Raw genomic sequence first — 24,365 nt, forward strand, 5'->3', positions numbered from 1 at the left:
GACCTCTTGGTGTCCGATATGAGAACCGGAAACGAGTGGTATCTCGGCGTAGCTATCGGTTCGCTCCTCGTGTTCGCCGTCTCGGCGGGAGTCACCGCGCTCGCGATGTACGCCGTGCTGTCGATCGCCACCCCGTTCGTTGCGATCGCTACGACCGCCGCCGTGGTCTCCCTCTATGGGTTTTATCGATGCAGTAGGGAGTTCGTCGCGTCATACGGTTCGGGCCGGCGGGCGACCGGGTGATCCCGAAGCTCTGTCGAGTCGACCAACATCGAGGGGATCACACGAAAGCGCAAGCCGCGATCAGCCGGCGCGGTTCTCGCGGTGTGTCCGACGCTGGTCGAGTGCGTGCTCGCGGCGATCGCGCTGTTCGTCGGTCGGGCAGACGAGTTCGGGGACTCGTCGGCTGTCGTGTGCGCCGTCGACGGCGACGAACGTGAAAAACGAGGTCGTGGTCTCGCGAACCGCGCCGGTCGCTGGGCGTTCGGCGATGACGGCGACCTTTACACCCACGCTCGTCCGGCCCGCCTCGAAGACGTACCCCGAGAGCGTGACGATATCGCCCTGTTCGATCGGCGCGAGGAACTCGACACCCTCCATCGCGGCGGTGACGGTCAGTCCGCCCGAGAACCGCCGGGAGGCGATCGCGCCACAGACGTCCATCCAGTGGAGCACCCGACCGCCGAGCGCCTGCCCGAGGTTGTTCGTTCCGTTGGGCAGCAAGATCTCGCTCATTTCGGTGTACGAGTCGGCCAGGGTCGCCGTGCCAGCGTTCCCGGCAGTTGTGGGGTCCACAGTCGTTCGATCGGCAGTAGCGTCGAATTCGGTCATCACCACTCCAGCGAGCCGCCAGTGCGGTACTCCGTGACCTGGGTCTCGAAGAAGTTCTTCTCCTTGTTCAGGTCCGCAGCCTCCGAGAGCCACGGGAACGGGTTGTCGGCGTCGTACTCGGGGGCGAGGTCGAGCTGGCGCAGCCGTCGGTCGGCGACGTACTCGACGTACTCCGCGAACTGGTCGGGCCCCATCCCCAGGATCTCGTCGGGACAGGCCTCGCGGGCGTAGCGGCGTTCGAGCTCCACCGCACGGGTGACGAGATCGCGCACCTCCTCGCCGAACGCGTCGGTCCACGCGCCGGTTTCGGTCCGAACAGTGTCGATGAGGTCGACGCCGAACCCGAGATGCAGCGACTCGTCGCGCATGATGTACTCGAACTGCTGGCCGACGCCGGTCATCTTGCCCTGGCGCTTCAGCCCGAGCATCATCGCGAAGCCCGCGTAGAAGAAGATCCCCTCCATGATGACGTAAAAACCGATCAGATCACGGAGGAACGCCCGAACGTCCTCCTGACTCCGGATCTCGAAGTCGTCGCGGTCGATCACTCTGGTGAGATCGACCACGAACTCGTCTTTCGCCTCGATGGCGGGGATCCGGTCGTACATCCCGTAGAGATGCTCCGGCTCGAAGCCCAGACTGTCACAGCAGTAGATGAACGTGTCGGTGTGGACGGCCTCCTCGTAGGCCTGGCGGAGGAGATACTGGCGACATTCGGGGGCGGTCACGTGGTCGTACACCGCGAGCACGATGTTGTTCGCAGTCAGCGACTCCGCGGTCGAGAAGAACCCGAGGTTCCACTCGACGAGCCGACGCTCGGCGTCGGTCAGGTCGCCCTCCGACCACTGACGGACGTCCTCGCCCATCGGGATCTCCTCGGGTGTCCAGTTGTTCGCCACGCCGTCGCGGTAGTACTCGCGCGCCCACTCGTAGTCGATCGGCAGGATCTTGTTCGGATCGTGGCCGTCGGCATCGGTGGTGTACGTGATCGGCATTACTGGCAGGCCTCACAGGTCGGGTCCTCGACCGACGGAAGATCGTTTTCGGTGTTGTCGGTGCTTTCACTCTCGACGTCACGGGTCTGGGTCCGGCCGTACTCCGCCATGTCGATCGTGGACTTCTCGAACTGGCTCGCACCGAGCGTCCGAAGGTAGTAGGTAGTCTTGAGACCGAGTTCCCACGCCGTCCGATACACGTCGTCGAGCAGCGACCCATCCGTGGAGGGGAAGAAGACGTTGACCGACTGGCTCTGGTCGAGCCAAACTCCCCTGCGGGCGGCGAGCCTGAGCTGGTGGCGTGGGTCGATCTCGAACGCGCCGCGATGGCGTTCGCGGACCGCTTCGGGGATCTCGGTGATCTCCTGGATCGAGCCGTCGTGGTACTTGATCCGGTCGAGCATCTCGTCGTCCCAGAGGTCGCGCTCGTCGAGATCGGCGACGAGGTGGTCGTTGACGACGGTGAACTCGCCGCTCATGTTCGACTTGACGTAGAGGTTGGCGTAGAGCGGCTCGATCGAGGGCGTGGTGCCCGCGATGGTCGAGATCGTCGCCGTGGGCGCGATCGCCATCGTGTTCGAGTTCCGCATCCCGTGATTTCGGACGTGTTCGCGGACTCCCTCCCAGTCGAGGCGTTCGTTCACCTCGACCGGGATCTCGCGGTCGCGTTCGGCTTCGAGCAGCGAGACGGTGTCCTGGGGGAAGACGTCGCGGTCCCACTTCGAGCCCGCGTAGGAGTCGTAGGTGCCGCGCTCTCTCGCCAGGCGCGAGGAGTTGAGGATGGCGTGATAGGAGTGGAACTCGGCGATGCGGTCGGCGAAGTCGACGGCATCCTCGCTCGCCATCGAGATATCCTGTTCGAGCAGCGCCTCGTGAAAGCCCATCATCCCGAGGCCCACCGGTCTGTGGCGGGTGTTCGAACGCTCGGCGCGGTCGGTGGGATAGAAGTTCAGGTCCACCACGTTGTCGAGCATCCGCATCGCGGTCTCGATGGTGTCGGCGAGGCGCTCGCGATCGATCCCCTCGATGGCTCCACTGTCCGCGGCTCCGTCGTCGCCCGGCGTTTCGTCACTATCCGCGTCCGTGACGTGGCGCGCGAGATTTACCGAGCCGAGGTTGCAGACCGCCGTCTCCTCCTCGGAGGTGTTGAGCGTGATCTCGGTACACAGGTTCGAGGAATTGATGACACCCGCGTGGTCCTGGGGCGAGCGCACGTTGCAGGCGTCCTTGAACGTGAGCCACGGATGGCCGGTCTCGAACAGCCGGGTGAGCATCGTCCGCCAGAGGGAAGCGGCGTCGCGGCGCTCGTACTGATCGATCTCACCTGCGTCGGCCTGGCGCTCGTACTCCCGATATCGCCGTTCGAACTCCTCGCCGTAGGTTTCGTGAAGGTCAGGTGTCTCGTCGGGCGAGAACAGCGTCCACTGCCCGTCGTTCTGGACGCGTTTCATGAACAGGTCGGGCACCCACGCCGCAGTGTTCATCTCGTGAGTCCGTCGGCGCTCGTCGCCGGTGTTGCGCTTCAGATCGAGGAAAGCGGGGAAATCGAGATGCCACGGTTCGAGGTACGCACACGCGGCCCCGCGGCGCTTGCCGGACCGGTTGATCGCCGCGGTCACGTCGTTCGAGATGTTGAGGAACGGCACTGTGCCTGTCGACTCGACGCCCGTCGACTCGATGCGTGCGCCCGCCGCCCGGACGTTGGTCCAGTCGTTACCCAGCCCGCCCGACCACTTCGAGAGCTTCGCGTGGGCCTTGTAGGAGTCGAAGATCCCCTCCAAGTCGTCCGGGACGGTCGTGAGATAACACGAGGAGAGCTGTGGGTGGGTCGTGCCGGCGTGGAACAGCGTCGGCGTCGAGAAGACGAACCTGAGGGTGGAGAGCGCGTCGTAGAACTCCTTCGCCCGCGCGAGACGCTCGTCCTCGGGCTCACGGAGTGCGATCCCCATCGCGACCCGCATCCAGAACGTCTGGGGGAGTTCGATCGAGTCGTCGTCCACAGTGAGGAAGTACCGCTGGGCGAGCGTCGTCATCGCCATGTGTTCGAGTCGGCCGTCGCGCGCGGGTTCGAGGGAGTCGGCGAGTGCGGCGAGGTCGTACTCGGCCATCCGCTCGTCGAGAAGCTCGGCCTCGACGCCGCGCTCGATTCCCGCACGGAACGCCTCACGGTAGCCCGCGGCGGGAATTCCGTCGGCACCTGGTTCCTCGTCGGTGACCTCGCGGTAGTGCTGGTGGCGGAACACCGCGGCAGCGAGGCGCTTGTACGCCGGATCGCGCTCGACGCGGGCGGTCAGCACCCCGACGAGTGCCTCCCGGGCCTCCGCCCCGGTCGCGCCCGCGTAGAGGTCGCGCTCGGTCGCGGCGACGATCTCCGCGGCGGTGTCGTCGGTGAGCAGTGCTTCGTCGTCGGGTCGCGCTCGATCGAGCGCCCGACGAACGACGGTCGTGACGGCCGCTGCGTTCTCGGTCATGGGGTTGGTGTCGGTCGGGACATGGTTGTGACTGCCTGGCGGTCGCGCTGCCGGCGATCCTCGCGTGACGGGATCGCGTCTGTCCGCATCCGGGACCCGACCTCGAATAAAGCTTTCCAATGGTGCTTTCAGTAGGACAAGTAGACTTGCTGTGCGTGGGCGGCTTCAGTTCACGCTCGGTTTCGCGGCGGCACACCCCGGAACCGGCGTTCGACCGTGTACGTGTCGTCCACGACCTCCCGAACAGTTATGCCACGAACGTACGAACCGGTCGACATGAATCGGGTCCGTGCGTGGCTCCTCTCGACAGCGGTCGGGGTCGCCGTCGGTGGCGGGACGTTCGCGTGGCTCGTCAGCGATCCGTCGCTCGCCATCGCACTCGGGGTCGTCTACGCCGTCGGGACGCGACTCGCTATCGAATTTACCTCTACGCTCCCGGGGGGTACGGGGAGACTCGACTGGCAGCAGACTCGCTGGCAGGCAGCGTTCATCGCGGTCATGGTGCACGTCGCAATTTTTAGCGCGAACACCGTACTCTTTGACTCGTTCGGAGTGAGCGTGGCACTCAATCTGCTCGTGTTCGGTGTCGGCTCGACGGGGTTGTTCTTCGGGATCGCGATGGCGCGCGAACAGGCTGTCACGGACGAATCGGCTGGCGAGGCGGGGACTCCGAAGGGAATCGGACGCGACAGCACCGCCGATACGGCCGGCGAAAACGCGTGAATTAAAACTCCGATTCCGGCGGCACACCCTCCTCGGGCGGCACGCCGTCTTCGGTCGCGAGGTCGAACTCCGTGCGGATTTCTCGTACTCGGTCGCGGATGTCGGCTGCGAGTTCGAATTCCAGATTCTCGGCCGCCTCGTTCATCCGGTTTTCGAGCTCTTCGATCAGCTCGGCGGCCGCGTCGGCGTCGTCGGGTTCGAGGTTCGCGGTGCCGCCGGTGTCGGTTTTCGATCCCGGCAGGTTGGTCTCGCCGACCGCCTTCTCGATCGTTCGGGGTTCGAAGCCGTGCTCGTCGTTGTACTCCTGCTGGATCTCGCGGCGGCGCTGGGTCTCGTCGATCGCCGATTGCATCGAGTCGGTCACGTCGTCGGCGTAGAGCACGACCTCGCCGGCGACGTTTCTGGCGGCCCGACCCATCGTCTGAACGAGGGTGGTTTCCGAGCGCAGGAACCCCTCCTGGTCGGCGTCGAGGATCGCCACGAGCGAGACTTCCGGGATGTCGAGGCCCTCGCGGAGGAGGTTGATCCCCACGAGCACGTCGAACTCTCCGAGTCTGAGACCGCGGACGAGCTCGTGGCGTTCGAGGGTGTCGGTCTCGTCGTGCATGTACTCGACCGCGACGCCCGACTCCTCGAGGTACTCGGTGAGATCCTCGGCCATCCGCTTGGTGAGCGTCGTCACGAGGACACGTTCGTCGCGCTCGACGCGGTCGTCGATCCGGTCGAGGAGGTCGTCGATCTGGCCGTCGACCGGCGAGATCTCGACCGCGGGATCGACGAGGTGGGTGGGGCGGACGATCTGCTCGACGATCCGATCGGAGTGCTCGCGCTCGTAGTCGCCGGGCGTCGCGCTGACGTAGAGGGTTTGTCCTGTTCGCTCCTCGAACTCGGGATACCGGAGCGGACGGTTGTCGTAGGCCGTCGGGAGGCGGAAGCCGTTCCCGACCAGCGAGTCCTTTCGGGACTTATCGCCCGCGAATTGGCCCCGAATCTGGGGCACGGTCTGGTGGGATTCGTCGAGTACGGTGAGGAAGTCCTCGGGGAAGTAATCGAGGAGCGTGGAGGGCGCGTCGCCAGGCTCGCGATCCGAGAGGTGGACGGAGTAGTTCTCGATCCCCGAGCAATACCCTGTTTCTTCGAGCATTTCGAGATCGAAGGTGGTGCGCTCCTCGATGCGCTGGGCCGCCACGAGGTCGCCCTCGCGTTCGAAGTAGGCAACGCGTTCGTCCAGCAGGTCCTCGATCTCGCCGATGGCGTTTTCGAGGCGATCCTCGGGGATCGAATAGTGTTCGGCGGGATGGATGAGCGAGGCCGGTTCCTCGCTCTTGACGTCGCCTTCGAGCGGGTCGAGCTTGGTGAGGCGATCGATCTCGTCGCCCCAGAACTCCACGCGGACGGCGTAGCGGCCGTACATCGGGAAGATCTCGACGGTATCACCCCGGACGCGGAAGGTTCCTTGGGTGAAATCGACGTCGTTGCGCTCGTAGTTCAGGTCGACGAGCCGGCCGAGCAGTTCGTCGCGATCGATGGTCTGACCGACCTCCAGCCGGAGGCTCATCTCCTCGTAGTTCGCGGGATCACCGAGACCGTAGATCGCCGACACCGAGGCGACCACGATCACGTCGTCGCGAGTGAGCAGGGAGCGGGTCGCGGAGTGGCGGAGTCGGTCGATCTCGTCGTTGATCGAGGCGTCCTTCTCGATGTACTTGTCGGTCTGCTCGACGTACGCCTCGGGCTGGTAGTAGTCGTAATAGGAGACGAAGTACTCGACGGCGTTGTCGGGGAAGAGGTTCCGGAACTCCTCGTAGAGCTGCGCTGCGAGGGTTTTGTTGTGGGCGATCACGAGGGTCGGCTTCTGGATCTCCTCGATCGTCCACGAGACGGTGTTCGTCTTGCCCGATCCCGTGACCCCGAGCAGGGTCTGTTCGTCCATCCCGCTCTCGAACCCCTCGGCGAGCCGCGCGATGGCATCGGGCTGATCCCCAGCGGGATCGAACGGCGCGTCCACCCGAAACGGGCGCTCGGAGCCGGGACGGTCGGGCTGGAGCGGGCCGGACTGGGTGTCACTCATCGGTGGGAAGGAGGGGACGGACCCACTTGACGCACTCGCTTGTGGAAGATCGCGGGCCGGTTAGCGGTTCATCGTTGGAGTATTCCGTCCGATGAGCTATCGAAACGAGAAAATCCATGGTTTCGATCGTTTGACTTGGTTTCTCGTCGGTTTGGGTTCGAAATTGGCAAATCTTAAGCCAGGACGAGGAGACGAATGAACCGATGACAGGAATCGCCGGCGGGACAGTCTCCGCAACGGCCGTCGAAGCGATGACGGGGACGCTGGAGCACGAGTCGTGGTACGAGACCGAACGCTTCGGGGGGGACGACGGCGGGCTCGGGTTCGTCCACCACGGCGACCGGGACCCGTCCGGCCACGCGAGCTGGCAGGACGGCGATCGGGCGGGGGCCATCTACGGCGTGGTGTCGAGCCAGAACGAACGCGGTCTCGACACCGGCGAGGTGATCGAGGCGGTGCTGGAACGGCCGCGGGAGGTGCTGCCCAATCTGGATGGGCCGTTCGTGATCGCGTGTTACGACGGGGCGGCCGAACGGGTCGTGCTGGCGACCGACAAGATCGGCGCACGGCCGTGTTACTACGCGACCCCCGACGACGGGGGACTGCTGTTCGGGTCGGAAGTCAAGGCCCCCTTGAGTCGGATCGACGACCCCACGGTGGACGTGGCGGCGGTGAGCGACGTCGTGATGCTCGGCCACGTCTGGGGCGAGAAGACGCTCGTGGAGGACGTTCGCGCGCTGCCGCCGTCGACCGTGCTCGAATACGAGGGCGGCGAGGTCGAACGAACTCGATACTGGACGCCCGACTTCGAGGCGGCCGAGCCAGGCGACGGCTACGTGTTCGAACTGGCGAGCCGCTACCGGGACGCGGTCACCGACATGGCGGGCACCATCGACGGCGAGACCGGGCTGTGGCTCTCCGGGGGGCTCGACAGCCGGACGATGGCCACCGAGTTGAAGCGAGCCACCGAGACGAACGGCGGTATCGACTCGATCCAGACCTACACGTACGACTCCAACCCGCCGGCGGGCGGCAACCCCGCGCTCGCCGGTCGCATCGCCGACACGCTCGACATCGCGAACGAGGAGATCACGCTCGACGGGGAGCGATTCGCCGAGGTCATCGATGCGGCGATCGACGCGACCGGCGGGATGGTACGCTGGAACACGTTCGTCAACCTCTCGGCCGTCTACAACCTCGACGGGAACGCCCCGGGCGTCGTCCTCGAAGCCGCCGGCCAGGGCGAACTCCTCGGCGAGCACATCACGCGCCATCAGTTCACCGAGTGTGAGGACGCCGCCGAGGGGCTCTACCACCGCCAGCACGCGATCCCGGAGGACACCCTCGACGACCTCATCGAGGCCGACGTCGACCCGCGAGCACCGTTCGAGCGCTCGGCACGGGAGAGCGACCAGCGGACGATGCGCCGGACGATGCTCGACGCCCACTTCCAGAACCACTACGCCCGCTTCGTCTTCGCGAGCAACCCGCTGGCGAGGCGCAAGGTCGGGACCCGGACGCCCTTTGCGAACGGTGCGTTCCTCGATCACGTCGCCGGGCTGCCGATGACCTATCGGATGGGGACGTACCCGACCACCGACGGCGGCGTGCCCTACGGTGCCAGCAAGTCGAAGCTCAGGCTGAGCCGGGCGCTGAACGCGGATCTCGCGAAGATCCCCTACGAGCGAACCCGTCTGCCGCCGGCGTACCCCTACCCCGCTCACGTCGCCGGGTTCACCCTGAACACCGGCGTCAGGCTGCTCCTCGATCAGATGACTCATGGCGGGCAGAGTCTGGGCGACGCGTGGTACCGCTCCGATCCGGACCTGCGCGAGCACGTCGACGACCTCCTGCGCGGCGCGTGCGAGCGCGAGTTCTTCAACGCAGCGAAGATCCGGGAGCTCCGGCGCGAACATCTCAGCGACGAGGAAGACAACATCATGACGATCGCGCCGATCTCGACCGTCGAGGCGTGGCTCCAGAACCACGTCGACTGAATCGAACGAGAGTCGCGGCGTCGCGGTCCGGCTGTGGAGATGCCGCGGCAGCGGTGCGGGCCTGGCGTCTCGACGATCCGAGTGAGTTGCGGCGCAAGGGAGCAGCGTTCGCCTGGCGGATGAAGGGCGAGCGAGTGAAACGAGCGAGGGCTTCGGCGGTGCTGTGCGGTTGGCGGTCGCGGAGGACACCAGCAGCCCCACCGCGAGCGAACGAGCGAACGGAGTGAGCGAGCGCAATCCCCCCGCAGTAAAAAGGTGGGTGCTAGAACTTCTGGATCGTCAGGTCGAGCGTGTCGAGATCGAGGATCGGCGCGTAGCCCACGTCGGGGTCGATGTTGACGCTCTTCTGGAAGCTCGTCTGTTCCTGCCAGCACCCGGAGTTGATCGCGAGCACGTTGTGGTATTTCCCGTAGCCGAGTTTGTGGACGTGACCAGTGTGAAAGACATCGGGGATCTCCTCCATCACGAGGTAGTCACGCTCCTCGGGTGCGAGTCGAGTGTGGCCGCCGTACTGGGGGGCGATGTGGCGCTTTTTCAGGAGCTGGTACATCGCCTTGTGAGGCTCGTCGTAGTTGGCCTTCTCCTCGGGGAGTTCGGCGATCACCTCGTCGAGGCTGACGCCGTGGTACATCAGAATCGTGACGCCCTCGATCGTGACCGTCGAGGGATTGCCCGAAAAGCGCGCGTCGTGGACGCTCATGATCTCCCGGAGCTCCTCGTCGAAGCCTGGCTGGGGTTCGGCGAGTCGGACGGCGTCGTGGTTGCCCGGGGTGAGGAGGATCTCCATATCGCCGGGGACCTCCTTCAGGCGTTCGGCGAAGGCCTCGTACTGTTCGTAGATGTCGACGATATCGAGCTCCTCGTCCTGGTCCGGGTAGACGCCCACCCCTTCGACCATGTCGCCCGCGACGAGGAGGTACTCGACCGCTGCCGCGTCCTCGGTGTGGAGCCAGTCGGCGAAGGCCGACCACGCCTCGTTGGCGAACTCTTGGCTGCCGACGTGGACGTCCGAGATCAGAGCCGCGCGGACGTGGCGGTCGGCGGTCGACGGTCGATAGGTCCGGGGGACGTCGGGGAAGTGGAGTTCGTCGACGAACAGGATCCCGCCGTCGCCCGCGAGCGTGCCCTCGACCGCGACGAGCTCGTCGAGCAGGAGTTCGTCGACGACGCTTGCGATCTCGCGGTCCTTGAGGATGAGACAGGGAAACGTGCCGGTGGTGTCTTCGAGCTCGACCAGCCAGTGGCCGTTCGCGGTCGACCGGATGTCGGCGATCATCCCGACGATCGCGGCGTCGCTCCCGCCGGCCATCGCGTCGACCGCCTCGGTCGGTCGGTGGTTGACGCGCGAGCGCAGGAGGCCGGAGAGACGTTCGTACCGGTCCCGGAAGGTGGCGACGAAGTCGGCGTACTCGCCCGTACCGGTGCTCCGGCCGGTGACGTCGCCCTGTACGTCGAGCGATCTGAGGTCCGGGTCGACCGAGCGCTCGGTAGTTCTTTCGCCGGCAGCTTCGTCTCTCCCCGACCCCTTCGTTTCGAGTGGAGAGTCGGTTCGCCTGTCGTTCTCATGGGTCGCAGTTCCACTCGAAACGGAGGGGTTTGATGGGGGTTGATCGGGCGTCTCAGCCGGTGTGGTGGCGGAATCTCCGGAACCGTCAGAATCGGTGGCAGGTGAGCCGGATCGAGTGTCGGGCGACGAACCGTCGGTGTGACCGGGAGACGAACCGGTGGCATCGGCGGTTCGGACGACGGCTGCGACGTCGTCGGCCGAGAGGGTGAGCGCCTCGTCCGGGACGGTCTCGGTCGCACGCTCGATCGCGTCTTCGAGGTCGTCCGCCCTCGCGAGCAGGGTCACGGCCTCGCGTTCGGCGTTGTACCCCCTCGTGGCGAGCTCGTTCACGACCTCGACCGGTGTCGAACGCGGCACGGGGATGGGTTTCGCGGGACGGAGCAAAAGCGTAGCGGACGGCGAGGCGTCGTCGTCGGCCGCGAGTGAGTGTGGAAGACAAGCTTGAAGCGAGCGCCCGAAGTATGGAGGACAATGGATTCCGGCGACGGCTCCGATTCGTGGTCCGAGTGGAACGGCCGGGAGACCGCCGCCGACGACGAGACCGGACGGGACGGGAGCGAACGCGCGAATGGGAGCGGAGGGGAACCGGGGCAGGGTGGACCACGGGACGGAGCATCGGATTCGAAGAGAGCGTCGGATTCGGGCGGGTCGTCGGGTTCGAATGGGCCGATCGCGCGTGCGCGATGGCTGGCGACGACCGACAACGAGGCGGTGGCGTTCGTCCGGGAGGTGGCGTCGAGTCTCGCGATCGTGGCGGCCATCGGTCTCCTCCTGTTCGCCGTTTCCGGCATCTGGCCGCCGATGGTCGCGATCGAGAGCGGGAGTATGGAGCCGAACCTCTACAGAGGTGATCTCGTGTTCGTGATGGAGGAACACCGCTTCGCCGGCGGGGCGGCCCACGCCGGGACAGGGGTGGTCAGCTACCGTGCAGGAGCGAACGCGAGCTACAGGGAGTTCAACGAGTACGGCGACGTCATCGTGTACGAACAGAACGGCGACCCGCGTGCGACGCCGATCATCCACCGTGCACGCTTCTGGGTGAACGACGGCGAGAACTGGTACGACGAGGCCAACCGGGCGTTCCTCGGCGGTGCCGACGACTGTGAGGAGCTGTCGAACTGCCCGGCCCCCCACGCCGGGTTCATCACCAAGGGCGACCACAACGGGGAGTACGATCAGATCGGCTTCGATCCCATCAGCGATCCGGTCAAGCCGTCGTGGATCACCGGCACCGCGGAGTTCCGCATCCCGTGGCTCGGCGAGATCCGGCTGCTGTTCGGGATGGTGAACGCGGGCGCGAGCGCGCTCGTCGGCACACTGAGCACGCCGGGCGGATCGGTCCTCGGCACACTCGCCGGCGTCGGGATGGTGCGGGCCGTTCGGTGATCGGAAGACCGGTGCGACGATCGAGAGAATCGGAGAATCGATCGGTGTGTCGGTGACGACGGCTCCGCGAGCTAGCTGTCGAAGCGCGCCTGGACGAACGGCTGGACGTCCTCGATGTCGCCGAGTCGCGAGTCGCTGGTGAGAACGGCCTCGGTCTCCTCGATCGGGACTGAGAGGTTCATCTCCTTGGTCCGGCCGTACCGTCCCTTCGAGACGACGACCGCGTTGACGATCCCGAGCATGTCGAGCTCGGAGATGAGGTCCGTGACACGGCGCTGCGTGAGGACGTCGGCATCGATCTCGTCGCAGAGCCGGCGGTAGATGTTGTACACCTCGCCGGTGTTGATGTTCTGTGCGCCGTTGCGTTCGAGGAGGATCACCGCGAAGAGGACGACCTTCGACTGGGTCGGGAGGGTGCGGACGACTTCGACGACTCTGTCGAGTTCGATCTTCTCCTGGGCCTGCCTGACGTGATCCTCGTCGACGCGCTCGGTCTGACCGCGTTCGGCGAGTTCGCCCGCCGTGCGGAGGAGGTCGAGCGCGCGCCTGGCGTCGCCGTGTTCCTGGGCGGCAAAGGCCGCACAGAGCGGGATGACGTCCTCCGAAAGCGCGTCGGGTTCGAAGGCGATCTCCGCGCGCGCGGCGAGGATATCCCGGAGCTGGGTCGCGTCGTAGGGCGGGAAGACGATCTCCTCCTCGCCGAGGCTCGACTTGACCCGGGGATCGAGGAACTCGGTGAACTTGAGATCGTTCGAGATTCCCATGATCGACACCCGAGAGTTGTCGAGCTCGGAGTTCATCCGCGAGAGATTGTAGAGGGTGTCGTCGCCGCTCTTCTCCACGAGCTTGTCGATCTCGTCGAGCATGATGACCACGACTCGCTCGTGGTAGTCGACCGCGTCGAAGAACGTGGAGTAGACGCGATCGGTCGGCCAGCCGGTCATCGGCACGGGTTCGAACGCGTCGAGATCGGCCTCGAGCTCCGCGATCCGCTCTTCGATCGCGGCGATCGAGTCGAACTCGGGATCGTCGGCGAGATGAACGTTCTCGTCGTCGCCGTGGTTCCCCGCGTTCCCGTCGTCTTCGATGGTTCCGGTATCTTCGACGTTCCCTGCAGTGTCGGTGCTCTCGGCGGTGCCGACGTTCTCGGCAGTGGTGTCGTCGAGGGTTGCCTGGCCCCCGGTCGCGCGCTCTTTCAGATCACGGAGGCTGGCGAGCCTGGTCTCGATGTGACGCTCGTTGGCCTCGATGAACGTGTTCGCGAGCTGGGCGAGCACACGATATTGAGTGTCGGTGACCTCGCAGTTGATGTACTCGACCTCGCAGGGCACGTCGTACTTCTGGGAGGTGGTCTCGAGCTCGTTGCTCACGAACTTCGCGCTCGCGGTCTTCCCGGTTCCAGTCTTGCCGTAGATCAGGATGTTCGAGGGGGTCTCCCCACGGAGCGCGCCGACGAGGATGGTCGCCATGTCGTTGATCTGTGCCTGGCGATGGGGGAGCTGATCGGGCGTATAGGAGGGCCGAAGGACGTCCTTGTTCTCGAAGATCGGATCGCCGCTGAGGAGATCGTCGAACAGCCCGCCCTGTGACGTGTCGTCGTCGGGTGGGTCGCTTCGCGACGACTTGTCGCGGGAGAGCGAATCCCCGGACGACGCCGATGGATCGATCTCCGGAGTCGCCTCCGGTCGTGCGGTCCCTGAATCGGTCGAGTCGCTCGGATCGTCCGGATCGTCCGGATGTTCGACACCGGCCGAACCCTCGTCGAACTCACCGAACGGGAGGTCGTCGACGGTCTCCTCGGCGTCGGTGGACGGGACGTCGTCCTCCCGGTCCGCCCCGTCGCGATCGTCCGGTGTCGAGTCGTTTCCTCCCATGATTGGTCCCCGCGTTCCACCCCTCTCTTTCGGATGGAGGATACGCCGCGCACGTCCGGATCGTGACGTATTCCATCGATAGAAGCCGTTTCGACCGGTCTGAGACGTAGCGTTGCGGTCAGCCCGGTCGCGAGTGGTCCAGCGGAACCAGTGGTGGGGAGTGCATTAGTCTTTTTGGTTCCTGGAACCGACGCCGATCGAACGATTCGGGTAACCGGGGGCACGGCGAACGGTCGCGGGTGCCGTTGTTCGACGATCGGTGGAACCCCTGTGCAGTTCCCTCGCCCCCCACCCCTTCGTTTCCACTGGAACGGGAAAGAGAGGGGGAGGGGGTGAGCGATCAGGCCGACTCAATCATGGAAAGCTTCAAGTAACACCCTTCCGAAACACACCCGAGGGGTTGAGAGAACCGCGTGGTAAAAACGGCCAGTCGACACACAACTGACTAGAAACCCACTAGAACGACGCTCTGCCGACGGTCCACTCCGGGTCGGATCGGCGTTCCACTCGAAACGAAGGGGTGGGGGTCGTCGGAACCCTTCTCCTTCTCCTTCTCCTTCTCCTTCTCCTTCTCCTTCTCTCACTTCTGCTATCAGTTCCATGCCACTCTTGATCCCGACTCCGCCAAACCCGCTCAAAAACCCATCCAAACTCGAACACTCACCGGATCGCTTCCGATCCGGGTCTTACATGTCGCCGGGTCTTGCATGTCGAATGCTGGCACGGATGGGGCCGCTTCTCGTTGCTGCTTCTCGGAACGTCGCAGTCCGCTCGGCGGTTCGACGGACGATCTATCCGAGATTGACCCAGATGATCACGAGCTGCAGGAGCAACACTCCCGCGAGTAGCAGAAGTGTGCAGCCGTCGTAGAGCAGGCGGGCCACGTCGAACGCTTCGGTCGTTTCGAGATACGCCCGGAGCCAGCGGCTACCGACGTAGAAACCCGCGACGAGTAGCGGAAACGCGATCAGCACGATCGGCGTTGCAGCGAACTCGGGTCCGTAGTAGGGGCCGCCGAGTGACCAGTGAATCCGCATTCGGTCGGGGAGCGTCCCGTAGGCGAGCGCACTCGTGGCGATACTCAGCACGACGGCCAGAACCCCGCCCGCATCCAACGATCCGCGGAGTGGAGTACGGCTGGATCGGGTTGATGCCTCCGTCATCACGTTTGCTGCTACGGAGGGAGCGGTTGTAGTACCCCGAGCGGAACTGCACCGACTGAAGCGGTCGTCACTCCTTTAAGTACCATCTCCGATGAGGGGTTCACTGTGAGCGAGGAGTCCGACGTCGAAGCCATCGCCGCACTCTTAGAAGACGAGATCGTGCGGACGATCCTCGCCGAGACGAGCGTCGAACCCATGTCAGCGAGCACCTTGAGCGAACGTTGCGGAGCATCGCAACCGACCGTGTACCGCCGCCTCGACGACCTCCGCGAGCGCGACCTGCTGGTCGAACGAACGCGCCCGGATCCAACCGGCGGTCATCATCACACGGTGTACTCGACGAACTTCCGGCGAGTCACCGTCGATCTCGACGACGGCAGCTTCAGCCTCCACGTCGATCGGCAGGAGGACATCGTCGATCGGTTTACCGCGTTGATCGAGGGGATGTGAGATGCTGTCGGCAGTTCTCCAGACGGCGGGCGGAGCCACGTCGGGATGGGTTGGGACAGTGCTTCAGGCGAGCGACGTCGTCGGCGCACTCCTCGGACTGTTCATCGCCTACCAGGCCTTCCGGGGCTACCGACGCAATCGGAGTCGGCCGATGCTGTTCATCTCACTCGGGTTCGTTCTCGTCCTCGGCGTACCGTTCACGCTGTTCGTCGTCTTCTTGCTCGTGCGGACGGTCCCGCGGACGGGACTCGCCGCCCTCATACAGGTGAGCGAGATCACGGGGCTGAGCTGTATCGTCTACGCGCTCCACATGCAGCCCGACTCGGACCGATCAGCCACGTGAGGACAGGCTGCACGCTCAGAGACGGTCGATCCGAACTCCTCCCCGACGGTAGCTCCCTTCGGCAGGGATGGCAAGCCTGATACGTGTCTGACGTAGTTTTAAGTGTATGCATCGAAAGGGTCTGCACCGAGAGCCTTCGTTCACGGTTCGCGCGGCGCGTGAGGGGTGAGATCACAGGATGGGACTGTTCACGGGACTCAGAAACAGTATCGCACGGGTGACGTCGAGCCTCTTTTCGGGGGGCCAGCGACAGCGCCGGATCGGGATCTACGGCCCGCCGAACGCCGGCAAGACCACGCTCGCGAACCGGATCGCGCGCGACTGGACCGGCGACGCGGTCGGCCCGGAGAGCCACATTCCCCACGAGACCAGGCGCGCCCGCCGGAAGGAGGACATCGAGATCGAGCGCAACGGGAAGTCGGTCTCGATCGACATCGTCGACACGCCAGGCGTCGCCACCAAGGTCGACTACACCGAGTTCCTCGAACACGACATGGAGGAGGACGACGCCGTCCGCCGGTCGCGGGAGGCGACCGAGGGCGTCGCCGAGGCGATGCACTGGCTCCGCGAGGACGTCGACGGCGTGATCTACGTGCTCGACGCGGCCGAGGACCCCTTCACCCAGGTCAACACCATGCTCGTGGGGATCATCGAGAGCCAGGACCTTCCCGTCCTCATTTTCGCCAACAAGATCGACCTCGACGAGGCGAGCGTCCAGCGCATCAACAACGCCTTCCCCCAGCACGAGACGGTCCCGCTCTCGGCGCTCGAAGGTGACAACATGGACGAGGTGTACGACAAGATCGCGGAGTACTTCGGCTGATGTCCGAAGCACACGACGATCCCGGCACCGACGGCGACGCCGGCGGTGACGACGAGATCGACGCCGAAAACGCCGACGACGGGAGCGGCGTCCAGATCGACATGATCAGCGGCGAGCGGATGGACGGGCTGACGAGCATGGAGAAGATCCGGCTGATCCTCGACGGGGTCCACGACGGCAACATCGTTATCCTGGAGGAGGGCCTCGATCCCGACGAGGAGTCGAAACTCATCGAGGTGACGATGGCCGAGATCAGTCCCGACGAGTTCACCGGCATCGAGATCGAGACGTATCCGGGCACCGAACAGCAGGGAAACGGCGGCTTTTTCGATCGGCTGCTCGGCCGCGAGTCACGCACCAAGCTCACCGTCATCGGGCCGGCGAACCGACTCGAAACGCTCCACAAGGACGAGACCCTGATCAGCGCGCTCGTCACCCGCCGATGAAGTCGTCCCCTCGTTAGCACAACTCCCCCTTCCCTCATGCCCCACCAGTGTACGGAGTGCGGCCACGTCTTCCCCGACGGCTCGAAGGAGATGCTGTCGGGCTGTCCGGACTGCGGCGGCAACAAGTTCCAGTTCCGACCCGCGAGCGACGCGCGCGACACCGACACCGGGCCGGGATCGTCCACCGAACCCGGAACTCCCAGCGAGCCCGGAGCATCCACCGAACCCGGAACATCCACCGAGCCCGGAACATCCACCGAGCCCGGAACATCCACCGAGCCCGGCACGTCGTCGGAAGACGAGACGGCAACCCCGTCCTCGGAGTCGTCGCCAGGCGACCGGGGCCCAGCCACCGCCGACTCCGAGCCGTCCGCGGCCGATTCCGCTCCCACGTCACCATCCGAACCGTCCGAGTCGCCGACTCCATCCGAAACCCATGTCTCGACCGACACCGACTCGACGGCCGAGCCACGGCCGAACGACGGTGACACGGAATCTCCACTCGAAACGAAGGGGGATGTCGAGGCGTCGTCCGGACAGACCAATCCGGCCGATGGAACCGAAACCGCCGCCAGCTCCAGCGAACCCGACGAATCGGCCGACGGAGACGACACCGACAACGTGGAGGCGCTCCGACGCGAGCTCAACGACCAGTTCGAGAGCATCAAGATCCTCGAACCGGGCCAGTACGAGCTCAACTTGATGGAGCTTTACAACCGCGAGGAGCGCATCATCGCCCTCAAGGAGGACGGCCAGTACGTCATCGACGTGCCGGATACGTGGCTCGGCGACGACGATTCCTAAGGAAAGCCCTCGCTCGCGCTCGGCGCGCTCGCTCGCCCTTTTCATGTTGCTCAAAAACGCCGCTCAGCGGCGTTTTTGCATGCGAAAAATCCCCGATTTTTCAGCACCACCAGGCAGCCTCCGCAACGCATTGCGCGCGCCGGGCGCGTAGCCCGGCTCACGGCTGCGCCGTTCGCCTGTTTCGTCCGCTCGCGTTGCTCGCGGACGCCCGGCACGCGCTGAAGCCCCCGTCCCTCCCGTGCGGCCGCGAGCAACGCGGCCGCGTGGCTTCCTTCCGCTACCGCACTGCAGCCGCATCCACACCGCAGACACCACCACGCCGACAGCCGAAACGACAATTGAAGCACTTAACACACCGCCCGAAGAAGGGGCAAGCATGAGTCAGGCAACCAAAATCGTGCTGGGAACGGTCGGGGTCTCGGCGCTGCTCGCGGTGGGCGTCATCGCCGTGCTCGCGCTCACGTAACAGCCATGTTCGAGCCGCGATCGCTCACCGGCGAACTCGCCGGGATCCGAAACGAACACGCATCCGAGGCGCTCGTCCTCGACTGCGAGCGCGACTTCGAGACGCTCGATCCCGCAGTCGCCGAATCACTCGGCCCGCTCGTCGACGGACTCGATCCGATCACCTACCCCGACGGGTGGCTCCCGCCGGATGTTCCCGACGCACTCCATCGCTACGCCGGCGACGAGTTCACGATCGGCATGCCGGGCGACGGCGGCGTCGCGTGGACCGCCCAGACCACCCCGCCGACGATCCTCGTCAAACCCCGTCTTCGGGGTTCGCCCGACGCGTTCGTCGACTTCCTGCTCGCCGACGCCCTCGTCGAGGCGGGGCTCGACTTCCCGGAACACTTCCTCGGCTTCTTCGGCTCCACCTACCCCGATCTCGCCGCCGCCACGCCGCTCGGCCCCGCGGACACTTACCAGCTCGCCGCCGCGCTCTACGACGCCTTCCTCGGACTCCACACCTGCGAGACCTTCGCGGCGTGGCACGACGAATACCCCGGACTCCACGACGCGTGGACCGACGCGGGCGAGCGCCTCGAACCCAGGCTCGCCGACCTCTCGAACGAGGTCGCCACCGGCGACACGGCCTTCGCGGCGGCCGCCGAACTCGCCTGCAGCGGCGTCAAACACGATCTCGACCTCCCGACGCCGTTCGGCGCGCTCGACACCAGAGCCTACCGCGAGTACGGCGCGGAGTACGCGATCGAGTGGGCCACGAAGACCTTCGAGAAACTCGACGAATAGGTCGAACGGGACCACCGACGACCGCCAACGGCGAGTCGATCGGTGGACGACGGGCCGTTCAGAACTCGCCGGTCACGTCGTCGTCCGGATCGAGCGTGATCACGCCCTCGAACAGCTCGTGATACCCCGAAACAACGCTCTCCTCGTGGACTTCTTCCGCGAGGTGGAACAGTCCGACCGCGTCGTGCTCCTCCAAGAGCGCGAGCAGCGCTTCGACCGCTTCGCGGGCGCGCTCCTCGTCGGCGTAGTACGCCATCTCGGTGATCGAATCGACGCTGACCCGGCGTTTGCCGTCGGTCGAATCGAGAAACTCGCGGGTGCTCTCGACGATCCCGTCGAGGTCGTCGGGCGAGGCGACGTAGTGGACGTCGTTGCCCGAGCGCCGTGAGTACCCTCGCTCGACGCTGAGCGCGTCGAGGATGGTTGCCTTCGATCGGTCGACCGCGTAGTGTTCGAGCTTCTGTTCGACCTCGCGCGCGGTGGTGCGCGTCGAGATCACCAGAAAGCGGTCGGTGTCGGTGCTCAGGAAGTCGGTGTCGATCCGGTCGGTCTCGCCGGTGCTCGGATGACAGAGGAGCACGCCGGTTCCGGCCGGGATGGAGTCAGGGGTGTTCTCGATCGTGAGCGCGTAATCCATGCGCCGAACCGGGACGGGCGTCGTCTTAACCCCTGCGACCCCACTTCGCCCAATCACCGGAACGTCCCCCGTTCGGCCCGCGCAGTTCCCGCCGGTTCAGTACACGCTGTCGGCGGTGGCCGCCCCCACGACGCTGAAGATCGCCCCCACGGAGATCGCTCGGAGCGTCACGCCGAAGCGCTCCATCGTCGGCAGATCCGCGAGGAACGTCGTCGGCGCGTCGAACACCACCGCGAGGATCGCGACCGACCCGAAGGCGACGCCCATCAGCGAGACGAACCGTATCGGCACCCCCGCGACGTCACGCTCGCGCTCGGGATCGCGGTCGCCGTCGGCCCCATAGAGCGCGCCGTACCCGATGGCGAACACGATCGCGACGGTGGCGAGCCCGTGGGGCCACCCCATCTCGGTCGCGAGCGTCCAGACCTCCTCGGTGACCACGAACGGCCCGGCGAGCAGGAACCCGCCGACGACCTGTTGAGCGATGTCCGCCACCTGGAACTGGGGTCGCCATCGCGCCATGCCGGTCGCTCGCGGCCGTCGAACAAGACGCCTGCGCTATCGGGACGGCCACATCTCCATCGGCTCGACCCTCCCACGAGCCCGGTTCCGACGATCGCGGTCGTCCTCTCGTTTCGATCGACGAACGACTACCGAACGAGCGGTTCGTCGAACGGGTTTTCACGACCGGCCACGTCGCCCCACCATGAGCGTCAGGGAGGAGTTCGACGCGTGGGCCGCCGAGGGTCGCGACCGGGGGATGGAAGAACGCCACTGGCACACCGCAAAGCACGTCCTCGCCCGCATGCCCGTCGAGGCCGGCGACCGCGTGCTCGATCTGGGCTGTGGCAGCGGCTACGCCGGGCGTGCGCTCCGTGAGACCGCCGACGTGCGGAGCTACGGTCTCGACGGCGCACCCGAGATGGCGAAAAACGCCGCGTCGTACACCGACGATCCCGCCGTTGCATTCCTCGTCGGCGACTTCGAACACCTCCCGTTCGCCGACGACAGCCTCGATCACGCCGTCACGATGGAGGCGTTCTACTACGCGAACGATCCCCGCGCCGCACTCGACGAACTCCGGCGCGTGCTCCGGCCGGGCGGCACCTTCTACTGTGCGGTGAACTACTTCGAAGAGAGCGTCCACACCGACGACTGGGAGGAGAACGTCGGTGTGGCGATGACTCGGTGGGGGATGGCCGAGTACCGCGACGCGTTCCGCGAGGCGCGGTTTCACGTCGCCAGCCAGGACACGATTCCCGATCGCGAGATCGAGATCCCGCCCGGCGAGGAGTTCCCGACCGACGGGTTCGACACCCGCACGGCGATGGTCGAGCGCTACCGGACTCACGGAACGCTCCTCACCGTCGGCGTCGTTCCGTGAGACGTCGACGGGAACTGCCAGAAAAGTCCGGGCCGTCGGGGCGAGACTACTGCCTACGCGTACTGTTCGGGATCGTCCTCGAACGCCTCTTTGCACTCCGTGGCGTCGAAGTAGTACGTCTCGCCGTCGTGATCCGTTCGCTCCGGTGCGTCGTCTCGATGCACGTCCGTTCCGCAGACCACGCATCGTGTCATCGATCACTTTTCGCGCTGGACGTTGCTAACCTCCCTGCCAGCAGTTGCAGGCGACGATAGACTACTCCGTCTACCGCCGGTTCCGTCACTCTTCGTCGCCGAGGCCGACGATCAGGGTGTTCTCGATCAGCGTGCTGTACGCCCGGCGGAACCGCTCGGAGAGCGCCTGATGGGAGATGTCGAGTTCGGTGGCGAGGTCGTCGAGGCTGATGTCGCGGGGGACCTCGTAGTGGCCGTGCTCGAACGCCGCGATGAGGGTCTCGTGCTGGGCCTCGCTCAGTCCGAACCGACCGTGGCGATCCGCGTCCATCTCGTAGATGTTCTGGATGTCGATGGTGAGTCCGTTCTCCTCGCAGAAATCGTGGGTCGCCGACAGCGCCTCGCGCTCGGGGAACAGGATCCGGAACTCCCACTGGCCGTCCGTCCCGAAGGCGTCGAGCACCGTGGCATCGGCCTCGACGAGGATCTGCACCACCACCTCGATCTGGGTGGTCCAGTCCATCCGGTAGAGTCGCTCCTCGCCGAGATCGGAGAGGAGTTCGACGTTCTCGATGCTCGCATCGTTCTCGAACGCCCGTTCCACGTCGTCCATGTGGTCGCTCGATACCCAGATGAACGGCATGACGCGCTCGTCGTCGTGGGCCACGACGCGTTCGACGTCGAGTTCGAGGTCGGGGACCGCGACGAGGGCATCGTAGAGAGCGAACTCGTCGGCCGGGAGCGCGATGTTCGCGATGGTGCTCATTGGGGGCTCATTCGCCGTGTGTTTGCATATGCGTGTTGATTCGGTAGCAGCCTCGCCCGCGCTGTCACCGTCCGGAACTTGATCGCCCGGTCACGCTGCCCCCGATCGGTAACTCCGTCTCAATCGCCAAATCACGCCGTCTCTGCGGCTCACGTTCGTTCGCCGCTTCGGGGCGGCGTTCACTCGGCCCCGCCCTGCTCCGTGGATCACTCCGTTCCCCGCTTCGCTACGAGGCGTCGCTCGCGGTGCTCACTCCGCCTCGCTCGTCTCGATCGCCCCGTCGGCATCTTCCCACTCGGTCAGGCTCCCCTCGTAGAACCCGAGATCCTCGAACCCGAGATGGCGCAAGACGAGGTAGGTGTGGCTGATCCGGCGGGCGGTGTTGCAGTAGAGGAGCACTCGGCGATCGCGGGTAATGCCGTGGGATTCGAGAATTCCTTCGATCGCCTCGCGCCCCTTGAGTCCGCGCGTCTCGTCGTCGACGAACTCGCGCCAGCCGAACTGGATCGCGCCGGGGATGTGGCCCTCCTCGTACTCCCACGCCTCGCGGGTGTCGACCAGCAGCGTGTCGTCGTCCTCGACCGCCGCTGCGACCGCCTCGCGACCGACCAGCACCGTCTCGTCGGCCCGTTCGAGGTCGTACGTCGCGGGATCGACCGCGGTCGGCTCGCCCGTCGTCTCGTGACCGCGACCCCACGCGCTGTAGTCCCCGTCGAGCAGGTGGAGTTTCGCCCGGTCGTGGCCGTAGAGCACGGCGGTCACGAGGAATCGGGCGGCGAACACGCCGTGGGTGTCGTCGTACGCCACGATCTCGTCACCCCGCTCGATGCCCGCCTCGCCGAGGAGATCGGCGAAGACGTCTTCGCCAGGTAGCATTCCCTCGTCGCCGTCGGCAGCCCGGAACGAATCGAAGGGAATATTGACTGCACCGGGCACGTGGCCGATCCCCTCGAACTCCCACTCGTCGCGCACGTCGACGATCCGGACGTTCGCGTCCGCTCGATGCTCGTCGAGCCACTCGGCGGACACCACGACATCGGTCATACCATCTCCCACTCGACGCGGCGGCTTGAACCCGGTCATCCGGCACTACCCATTCAAGCAGGAACGCTTTGTGTTCGGTCGACGAAGAAAAGGCGGACCATGAGCGATTACGCCAACGACGTCCTGGTTTCGGCCGACTGGGTCGAGGAGCATCTCGACGAGTTCCAGGACGACGACCCCGAGTACCGCATCGTGGAGGTCAACAGCCCCGAATCACCCGAGGACGACGACTTCCCCTCGCGATACGACGAGGGTCACATCCCCGGTGCGATCGGACTCCAGTGGGACGAGGACCTCTCGGACGAGACCGAGCGCGATATTCTGGGCCAAGAGAGTTTCGAGGCGCTCTGTGGGAGCCACGGCATTGCGGACGACTCCACCGTCGTCTTCTACGGCGACGGCCACATCGCCAACTGGTTCGCCCTCTTCGCCTACTGGGAGTTCAAGTACTTCGGCCACGACGACGCGCGCGTGCTCGACGGGGGGAAGGACTACTGGGTCGAAAACGACTATCCGCTGACCGACGAGGTGCCCGAGTTCTCGCCTGTCGAGTACACCGCTGGCGGGCCCTACGACAACATCCGGGCGTACAAGCGCGAGGTCGACGAGGCACTCGAAACCGGCATCCCGATGGTCGATGTCCGCTCGCCCGCGGAGTTCACCGGCGAGAAGATCGCGCCCGAGGGCCTTCAGGAGACCGCCCAGCGCGGTGGCCACATCCCCGGTGCGTCGAACGTGCCGGTCGCGCAGGTCCTGAACGATGACGGCACGTTCAAGTCCGCCGACGAACTGCGCGAACTCTACGCCGACCACGGCGTCGAGGGCGACGAGTCGATCATCACCTACTGCCGCGTGGGCGAGCGCTCCTCGATCGAGTGGTTCGCGCTCCACGACCTGCTGGGTTACGACGACGTCCGCAACTACGACGGCTCGTGGACCGAGTGGGGAAATCTGGTTCGTGCTCCGATCGAGACCGGCGAGGCTGAGTGACCAACGGGAACGAAGCCTCGTGGCGGAGCGGGGAGGAACGACCCGTGGAGCAGGGCGAGGCCGACTGAGTGGGACGAAGGAGGCCTCGGATCGGAACAGCCACGTTCGCCGACCGGCGCTCGGAGATACCAGCAATCGTTGCTGGATCGTGGCACGTCACTCGGCAACTCGCT

25 protein-coding genes are annotated in these 24,365 nt (G+C 65.5%); 13 read left to right on the forward strand and 12 right to left on the reverse strand.

What is annotated here, in order from left to right; translation table 11 throughout:
• Window positions 1–18 precede the first annotated feature (18 nt).
• A complete protein-coding gene (locus tag TX76_RS10235; RefSeq protein ID WP_049902283.1) occupies window positions 19–243 on the forward strand; it encodes a hypothetical protein in 225 nt (74 codons plus the stop codon).
• A gap of 60 nt (window positions 244–303) precedes the next feature.
• On the opposite strand, the gene TX76_RS10240 is transcribed toward TX76_RS10235, so the two are convergent.
• From TX76_RS10240 to TX76_RS10250, 3 genes are read right to left on the reverse strand one after another with little or no spacing between them, the layout of a single operon-like run.
• Entirely contained in the window at window positions 304–831 is a 528-nt protein-coding gene (locus TX76_RS10240) for an acyl-CoA thioesterase (RefSeq protein ID WP_079890800.1), read from the reverse strand.
• A complete protein-coding gene (locus TX76_RS10245; RefSeq protein WP_049902284.1) occupies window positions 831–1,826 on the reverse strand; it encodes a ribonucleotide-diphosphate reductase subunit beta in 996 nt (331 codons plus the stop codon). The genes TX76_RS10240 and TX76_RS10245 overlap by 1 nt, the downstream gene beginning before the upstream one ends.
• Window positions 1,826–4,297: a ribonucleoside-diphosphate reductase subunit alpha gene (locus tag TX76_RS10250; RefSeq protein ID WP_049902285.1), complete on the reverse strand. Its 2,472-nt coding sequence runs from the start codon at window positions 4,295–4,297 to the stop codon at window positions 1,826–1,828. The genes TX76_RS10245 and TX76_RS10250 overlap by 1 nt, the downstream gene beginning before the upstream one ends.
• 276 nt (window positions 4,298–4,573) lie before the next feature.
• Here TX76_RS10250 and TX76_RS10255 point away from each other — a divergent pair, with 276 nt between their 5' ends.
• Window positions 4,574–5,020: a hypothetical protein gene (locus TX76_RS10255; protein WP_154019051.1), complete on the forward strand. Its 447-nt coding sequence runs from the start codon at window positions 4,574–4,576 to the stop codon at window positions 5,018–5,020.
• A gap of 1 nt (window position 5,021) precedes the next feature.
• On the opposite strand, the gene uvrB is transcribed toward TX76_RS10255, so the two are convergent.
• On the reverse strand, window positions 5,022–7,091 hold the full coding sequence (gene uvrB / locus TX76_RS10260) for an excinuclease ABC subunit UvrB (RefSeq protein WP_049902287.1): 2,070 nt from the start codon (window positions 7,089–7,091) through the stop codon (window positions 5,022–5,024).
• Between the two features lie 203 nt (window positions 7,092–7,294).
• Here uvrB and TX76_RS10265 point away from each other — a divergent pair, with 203 nt between their 5' ends.
• Window positions 7,295–9,088 carry an asparagine synthase-related protein gene (locus TX76_RS10265; RefSeq protein WP_049902288.1) on the forward strand — a complete coding sequence of 598 codons (1,794 nt, stop codon included), beginning with the start codon at window positions 7,295–7,297 and terminating at the stop codon, window positions 9,086–9,088.
• A gap of 262 nt (window positions 9,089–9,350) precedes the next feature.
• Here the strand turns inward: TX76_RS10265 and TX76_RS10270 are convergent, their stop codons facing one another.
• Window positions 9,351–11,012, reverse strand: a complete 1,662-nt coding sequence (locus TX76_RS10270; protein WP_049902290.1) for a DNA-directed DNA polymerase II small subunit — start codon at window positions 11,010–11,012, stop codon at window positions 9,351–9,353.
• A 114-nt stretch (window positions 11,013–11,126) separates the two neighbouring features.
• On the opposite strand from TX76_RS10270, the gene TX76_RS10275 reads away from it, so the two are divergent.
• Window positions 11,127–12,041, forward strand: a complete 915-nt coding sequence (locus TX76_RS10275; protein ID WP_049902291.1) for a S26 family signal peptidase — start codon at window positions 11,127–11,129, stop codon at window positions 12,039–12,041.
• A gap of 71 nt (window positions 12,042–12,112) precedes the next feature.
• On the opposite strand, the gene TX76_RS10280 is transcribed toward TX76_RS10275, so the two are convergent.
• Both TX76_RS10280 and TX76_RS10285 read right to left on the reverse strand, forming a co-directional pair.
• Complete coding sequence (locus TX76_RS10280; RefSeq protein ID WP_049902292.1) at window positions 12,113–13,915, reverse strand: Cdc6/Cdc18 family protein; 1,803 nt, start codon at window positions 13,913–13,915, stop codon at window positions 12,113–12,115.
• A gap of 791 nt (window positions 13,916–14,706) precedes the next feature.
• Window positions 14,707–15,078: an SdpI family protein gene (locus TX76_RS10285; RefSeq protein WP_154019052.1), complete on the reverse strand. Its 372-nt coding sequence runs from the start codon at window positions 15,076–15,078 to the stop codon at window positions 14,707–14,709.
• Between the two features lie 105 nt (window positions 15,079–15,183).
• Between TX76_RS10285 and TX76_RS10290 the strand changes: the two genes are divergently transcribed.
• The 7 genes from TX76_RS10290 to TX76_RS10315 all read left to right on the forward strand — a co-directional run bounded on the left by TX76_RS10290 (window position 15,184) and on the right by TX76_RS10315 (window position 19,198).
• On the forward strand, window positions 15,184–15,528 hold the full coding sequence (locus TX76_RS10290) for a winged helix-turn-helix domain-containing protein (protein WP_049902295.1): 345 nt from the start codon (window positions 15,184–15,186) through the stop codon (window positions 15,526–15,528).
• 1 nt (window position 15,529) lies between these two features.
• Entirely contained in the window at window positions 15,530–15,871 is a 342-nt protein-coding gene (locus TX76_RS10295; RefSeq protein WP_049902296.1) for a DUF7521 family protein, read from the forward strand.
• A 178-nt stretch (window positions 15,872–16,049) separates the two neighbouring features.
• Window positions 16,050–16,694 carry an Era-like GTP-binding protein gene (locus TX76_RS10300; RefSeq protein ID WP_049902298.1) on the forward strand — a complete coding sequence of 215 codons (645 nt, stop codon included), beginning with the start codon at window positions 16,050–16,052 and terminating at the stop codon, window positions 16,692–16,694.
• Complete coding sequence (locus TX76_RS10305; RefSeq protein ID WP_049902299.1) at window positions 16,694–17,140, forward strand: DUF2073 domain-containing protein; 447 nt, start codon at window positions 16,694–16,696, stop codon at window positions 17,138–17,140. Before TX76_RS10300 ends, TX76_RS10305 begins: the two co-directional genes overlap by 1 nt.
• 36 nt (window positions 17,141–17,176) lie before the next feature.
• Window positions 17,177–17,944, forward strand: coding sequence for an OapC/ArvC family zinc-ribbon domain-containing protein (locus TX76_RS18510; RefSeq protein ID WP_049902301.1), 768 nt, complete (start codon window positions 17,177–17,179; stop codon window positions 17,942–17,944).
• Window positions 17,945–18,320: 376 nt separating this feature from the next.
• Window positions 18,321–18,410: a hypothetical protein gene (locus tag TX76_RS18745; RefSeq protein ID WP_449404487.1), complete on the forward strand. Its 90-nt coding sequence runs from the start codon at window positions 18,321–18,323 to the stop codon at window positions 18,408–18,410.
• A 5-nt stretch (window positions 18,411–18,415) separates the two neighbouring features.
• A complete protein-coding gene (locus TX76_RS10315) occupies window positions 18,416–19,198 on the forward strand; it encodes a DUF7089 family protein (protein WP_049902303.1) in 783 nt (260 codons plus the stop codon).
• 58 nt (window positions 19,199–19,256) lie between these two features.
• Here TX76_RS10315 and TX76_RS10320 read toward each other — a convergent pair whose 3' ends face one another.
• Window positions 19,257–19,835: a DUF7090 family protein gene (locus TX76_RS10320; protein ID WP_049902305.1), complete on the reverse strand. Its 579-nt coding sequence runs from the start codon at window positions 19,833–19,835 to the stop codon at window positions 19,257–19,259.
• Window positions 19,836–19,931: 96 nt separating this feature from the next.
• Window positions 19,932–20,357 (reverse strand): DUF2391 family protein, encoded by a 426-nt coding sequence (locus tag TX76_RS10325; protein WP_049902306.1) that lies wholly within the window; start codon window positions 20,355–20,357, stop codon window positions 19,932–19,934.
• A 184-nt stretch (window positions 20,358–20,541) separates the two neighbouring features.
• Here TX76_RS10325 and TX76_RS10330 point away from each other — a divergent pair, with 184 nt between their 5' ends.
• On the forward strand, window positions 20,542–21,219 hold the full coding sequence (locus tag TX76_RS10330) for a class I SAM-dependent methyltransferase (RefSeq protein ID WP_049902307.1): 678 nt from the start codon (window positions 20,542–20,544) through the stop codon (window positions 21,217–21,219).
• A 53-nt stretch (window positions 21,220–21,272) separates the two neighbouring features.
• On the opposite strand, the gene TX76_RS10335 is transcribed toward TX76_RS10330, so the two are convergent.
• The 3 genes from TX76_RS10335 to TX76_RS10345 form a co-directional block, all read right to left on the reverse strand.
• A complete protein-coding gene (locus TX76_RS10335) occupies window positions 21,273–21,413 on the reverse strand; it encodes a YHS domain-containing protein (RefSeq protein WP_228842356.1) in 141 nt (46 codons plus the stop codon).
• Window positions 21,414–21,498: 85 nt separating this feature from the next.
• A complete protein-coding gene (locus tag TX76_RS10340) occupies window positions 21,499–22,158 on the reverse strand; it encodes a helix-turn-helix domain-containing protein (protein WP_049902308.1) in 660 nt (219 codons plus the stop codon).
• A 249-nt stretch (window positions 22,159–22,407) separates the two neighbouring features.
• A complete protein-coding gene (locus TX76_RS10345) occupies window positions 22,408–23,202 on the reverse strand; it encodes a sulfurtransferase (protein ID WP_049902309.1) in 795 nt (264 codons plus the stop codon).
• 99 nt (window positions 23,203–23,301) lie between these two features.
• On the opposite strand from TX76_RS10345, the gene TX76_RS10350 reads away from it, so the two are divergent.
• Window positions 23,302–24,192, forward strand: a complete 891-nt coding sequence (locus TX76_RS10350; RefSeq protein WP_049902310.1) for a sulfurtransferase — start codon at window positions 23,302–23,304, stop codon at window positions 24,190–24,192.
• Window positions 24,193–24,365: the final 173 nt, after the last annotated feature.

It is taken from the genome of Halococcus agarilyticus (assembly GCF_000334895.1).
GTDB classification, from domain to species: domain Archaea; phylum Halobacteriota; class Halobacteria; order Halobacteriales; family Halococcaceae; genus Halococcus; species Halococcus agarilyticus.

Excerpts from the sequence above, each read along its gene's own strand:
- TX76_RS10350 (WP_049902310.1), top strand. The coding sequence starts at position 23,302 with ATGAGCGATTACGCCAACGACGTCCTGGTTTCGGCCGACTGGGTCGAG.
- TX76_RS10315 (WP_049902303.1), top strand. The coding sequence starts at position 18,416 with ATGTTCGAGCCGCGATCGCTCACCGGCGAACTCGCCGGGATCCGAAAC.
- TX76_RS10345 (WP_049902309.1), bottom strand. The coding sequence starts at position 23,202 with ATGACCGATGTCGTGGTGTCCGCCGAGTGGCTCGACGAGCATCGAGCG.
- TX76_RS18745 (WP_449404487.1), top strand. The coding sequence starts at position 18,321 with ATGAGTCAGGCAACCAAAATCGTGCTGGGAACGGTCGGGGTCTCGGCG.
- TX76_RS10235 (WP_049902283.1), top strand. The coding sequence starts at position 19 with ATGAGAACCGGAAACGAGTGGTATCTCGGCGTAGCTATCGGTTCGCTC.
- TX76_RS10325 (WP_049902306.1), bottom strand. The coding sequence starts at position 20,357 with ATGGCGCGATGGCGACCCCAGTTCCAGGTGGCGGACATCGCTCAACAG.
- TX76_RS18510 (WP_049902301.1), top strand. The coding sequence starts at position 17,177 with ATGCCCCACCAGTGTACGGAGTGCGGCCACGTCTTCCCCGACGGCTCG.
- TX76_RS10340 (WP_049902308.1), bottom strand. The coding sequence starts at position 22,158 with ATGAGCACCATCGCGAACATCGCGCTCCCGGCCGACGAGTTCGCTCTC.
- TX76_RS10300 (WP_049902298.1), top strand. The coding sequence starts at position 16,050 with ATGGGACTGTTCACGGGACTCAGAAACAGTATCGCACGGGTGACGTCG.
- TX76_RS10255 (WP_154019051.1), top strand. The coding sequence starts at position 4,574 with ATGAATCGGGTCCGTGCGTGGCTCCTCTCGACAGCGGTCGGGGTCGCC.
- TX76_RS10240 (WP_079890800.1), bottom strand. The coding sequence starts at position 831 with ATGACCGAATTCGACGCTACTGCCGATCGAACGACTGTGGACCCCACA.
- TX76_RS10265 (WP_049902288.1), top strand. The coding sequence starts at position 7,295 with ATGACAGGAATCGCCGGCGGGACAGTCTCCGCAACGGCCGTCGAAGCG.
- TX76_RS10330 (WP_049902307.1), top strand. The coding sequence starts at position 20,542 with ATGAGCGTCAGGGAGGAGTTCGACGCGTGGGCCGCCGAGGGTCGCGAC.
- TX76_RS10280 (WP_049902292.1), bottom strand. The coding sequence starts at position 13,915 with ATGGGAGGAAACGACTCGACACCGGACGATCGCGACGGGGCGGACCGG.
- TX76_RS10250 (WP_049902285.1), bottom strand. The coding sequence starts at position 4,297 with ATGACCGAGAACGCAGCGGCCGTCACGACCGTCGTTCGTCGGGCGCTC.
- TX76_RS10275 (WP_049902291.1), top strand. The coding sequence starts at position 11,127 with ATGGATTCCGGCGACGGCTCCGATTCGTGGTCCGAGTGGAACGGCCGG.
- uvrB (WP_049902287.1), bottom strand. The coding sequence starts at position 7,091 with ATGAGTGACACCCAGTCCGGCCCGCTCCAGCCCGACCGTCCCGGCTCC.
- TX76_RS10295 (WP_049902296.1), top strand. The coding sequence starts at position 15,530 with ATGCTGTCGGCAGTTCTCCAGACGGCGGGCGGAGCCACGTCGGGATGG.
- TX76_RS10245 (WP_049902284.1), bottom strand. The coding sequence starts at position 1,826 with ATGCCGATCACGTACACCACCGATGCCGACGGCCACGATCCGAACAAG.
- TX76_RS10285 (WP_154019052.1), bottom strand. The coding sequence starts at position 15,078 with ATGACGGAGGCATCAACCCGATCCAGCCGTACTCCACTCCGCGGATCG.
- TX76_RS10305 (WP_049902299.1), top strand. The coding sequence starts at position 16,694 with ATGTCCGAAGCACACGACGATCCCGGCACCGACGGCGACGCCGGCGGT.
- TX76_RS10320 (WP_049902305.1), bottom strand. The coding sequence starts at position 19,835 with ATGGATTACGCGCTCACGATCGAGAACACCCCTGACTCCATCCCGGCC.
- TX76_RS10335 (WP_228842356.1), bottom strand. The coding sequence starts at position 21,413 with ATGACACGATGCGTGGTCTGCGGAACGGACGTGCATCGAGACGACGCA.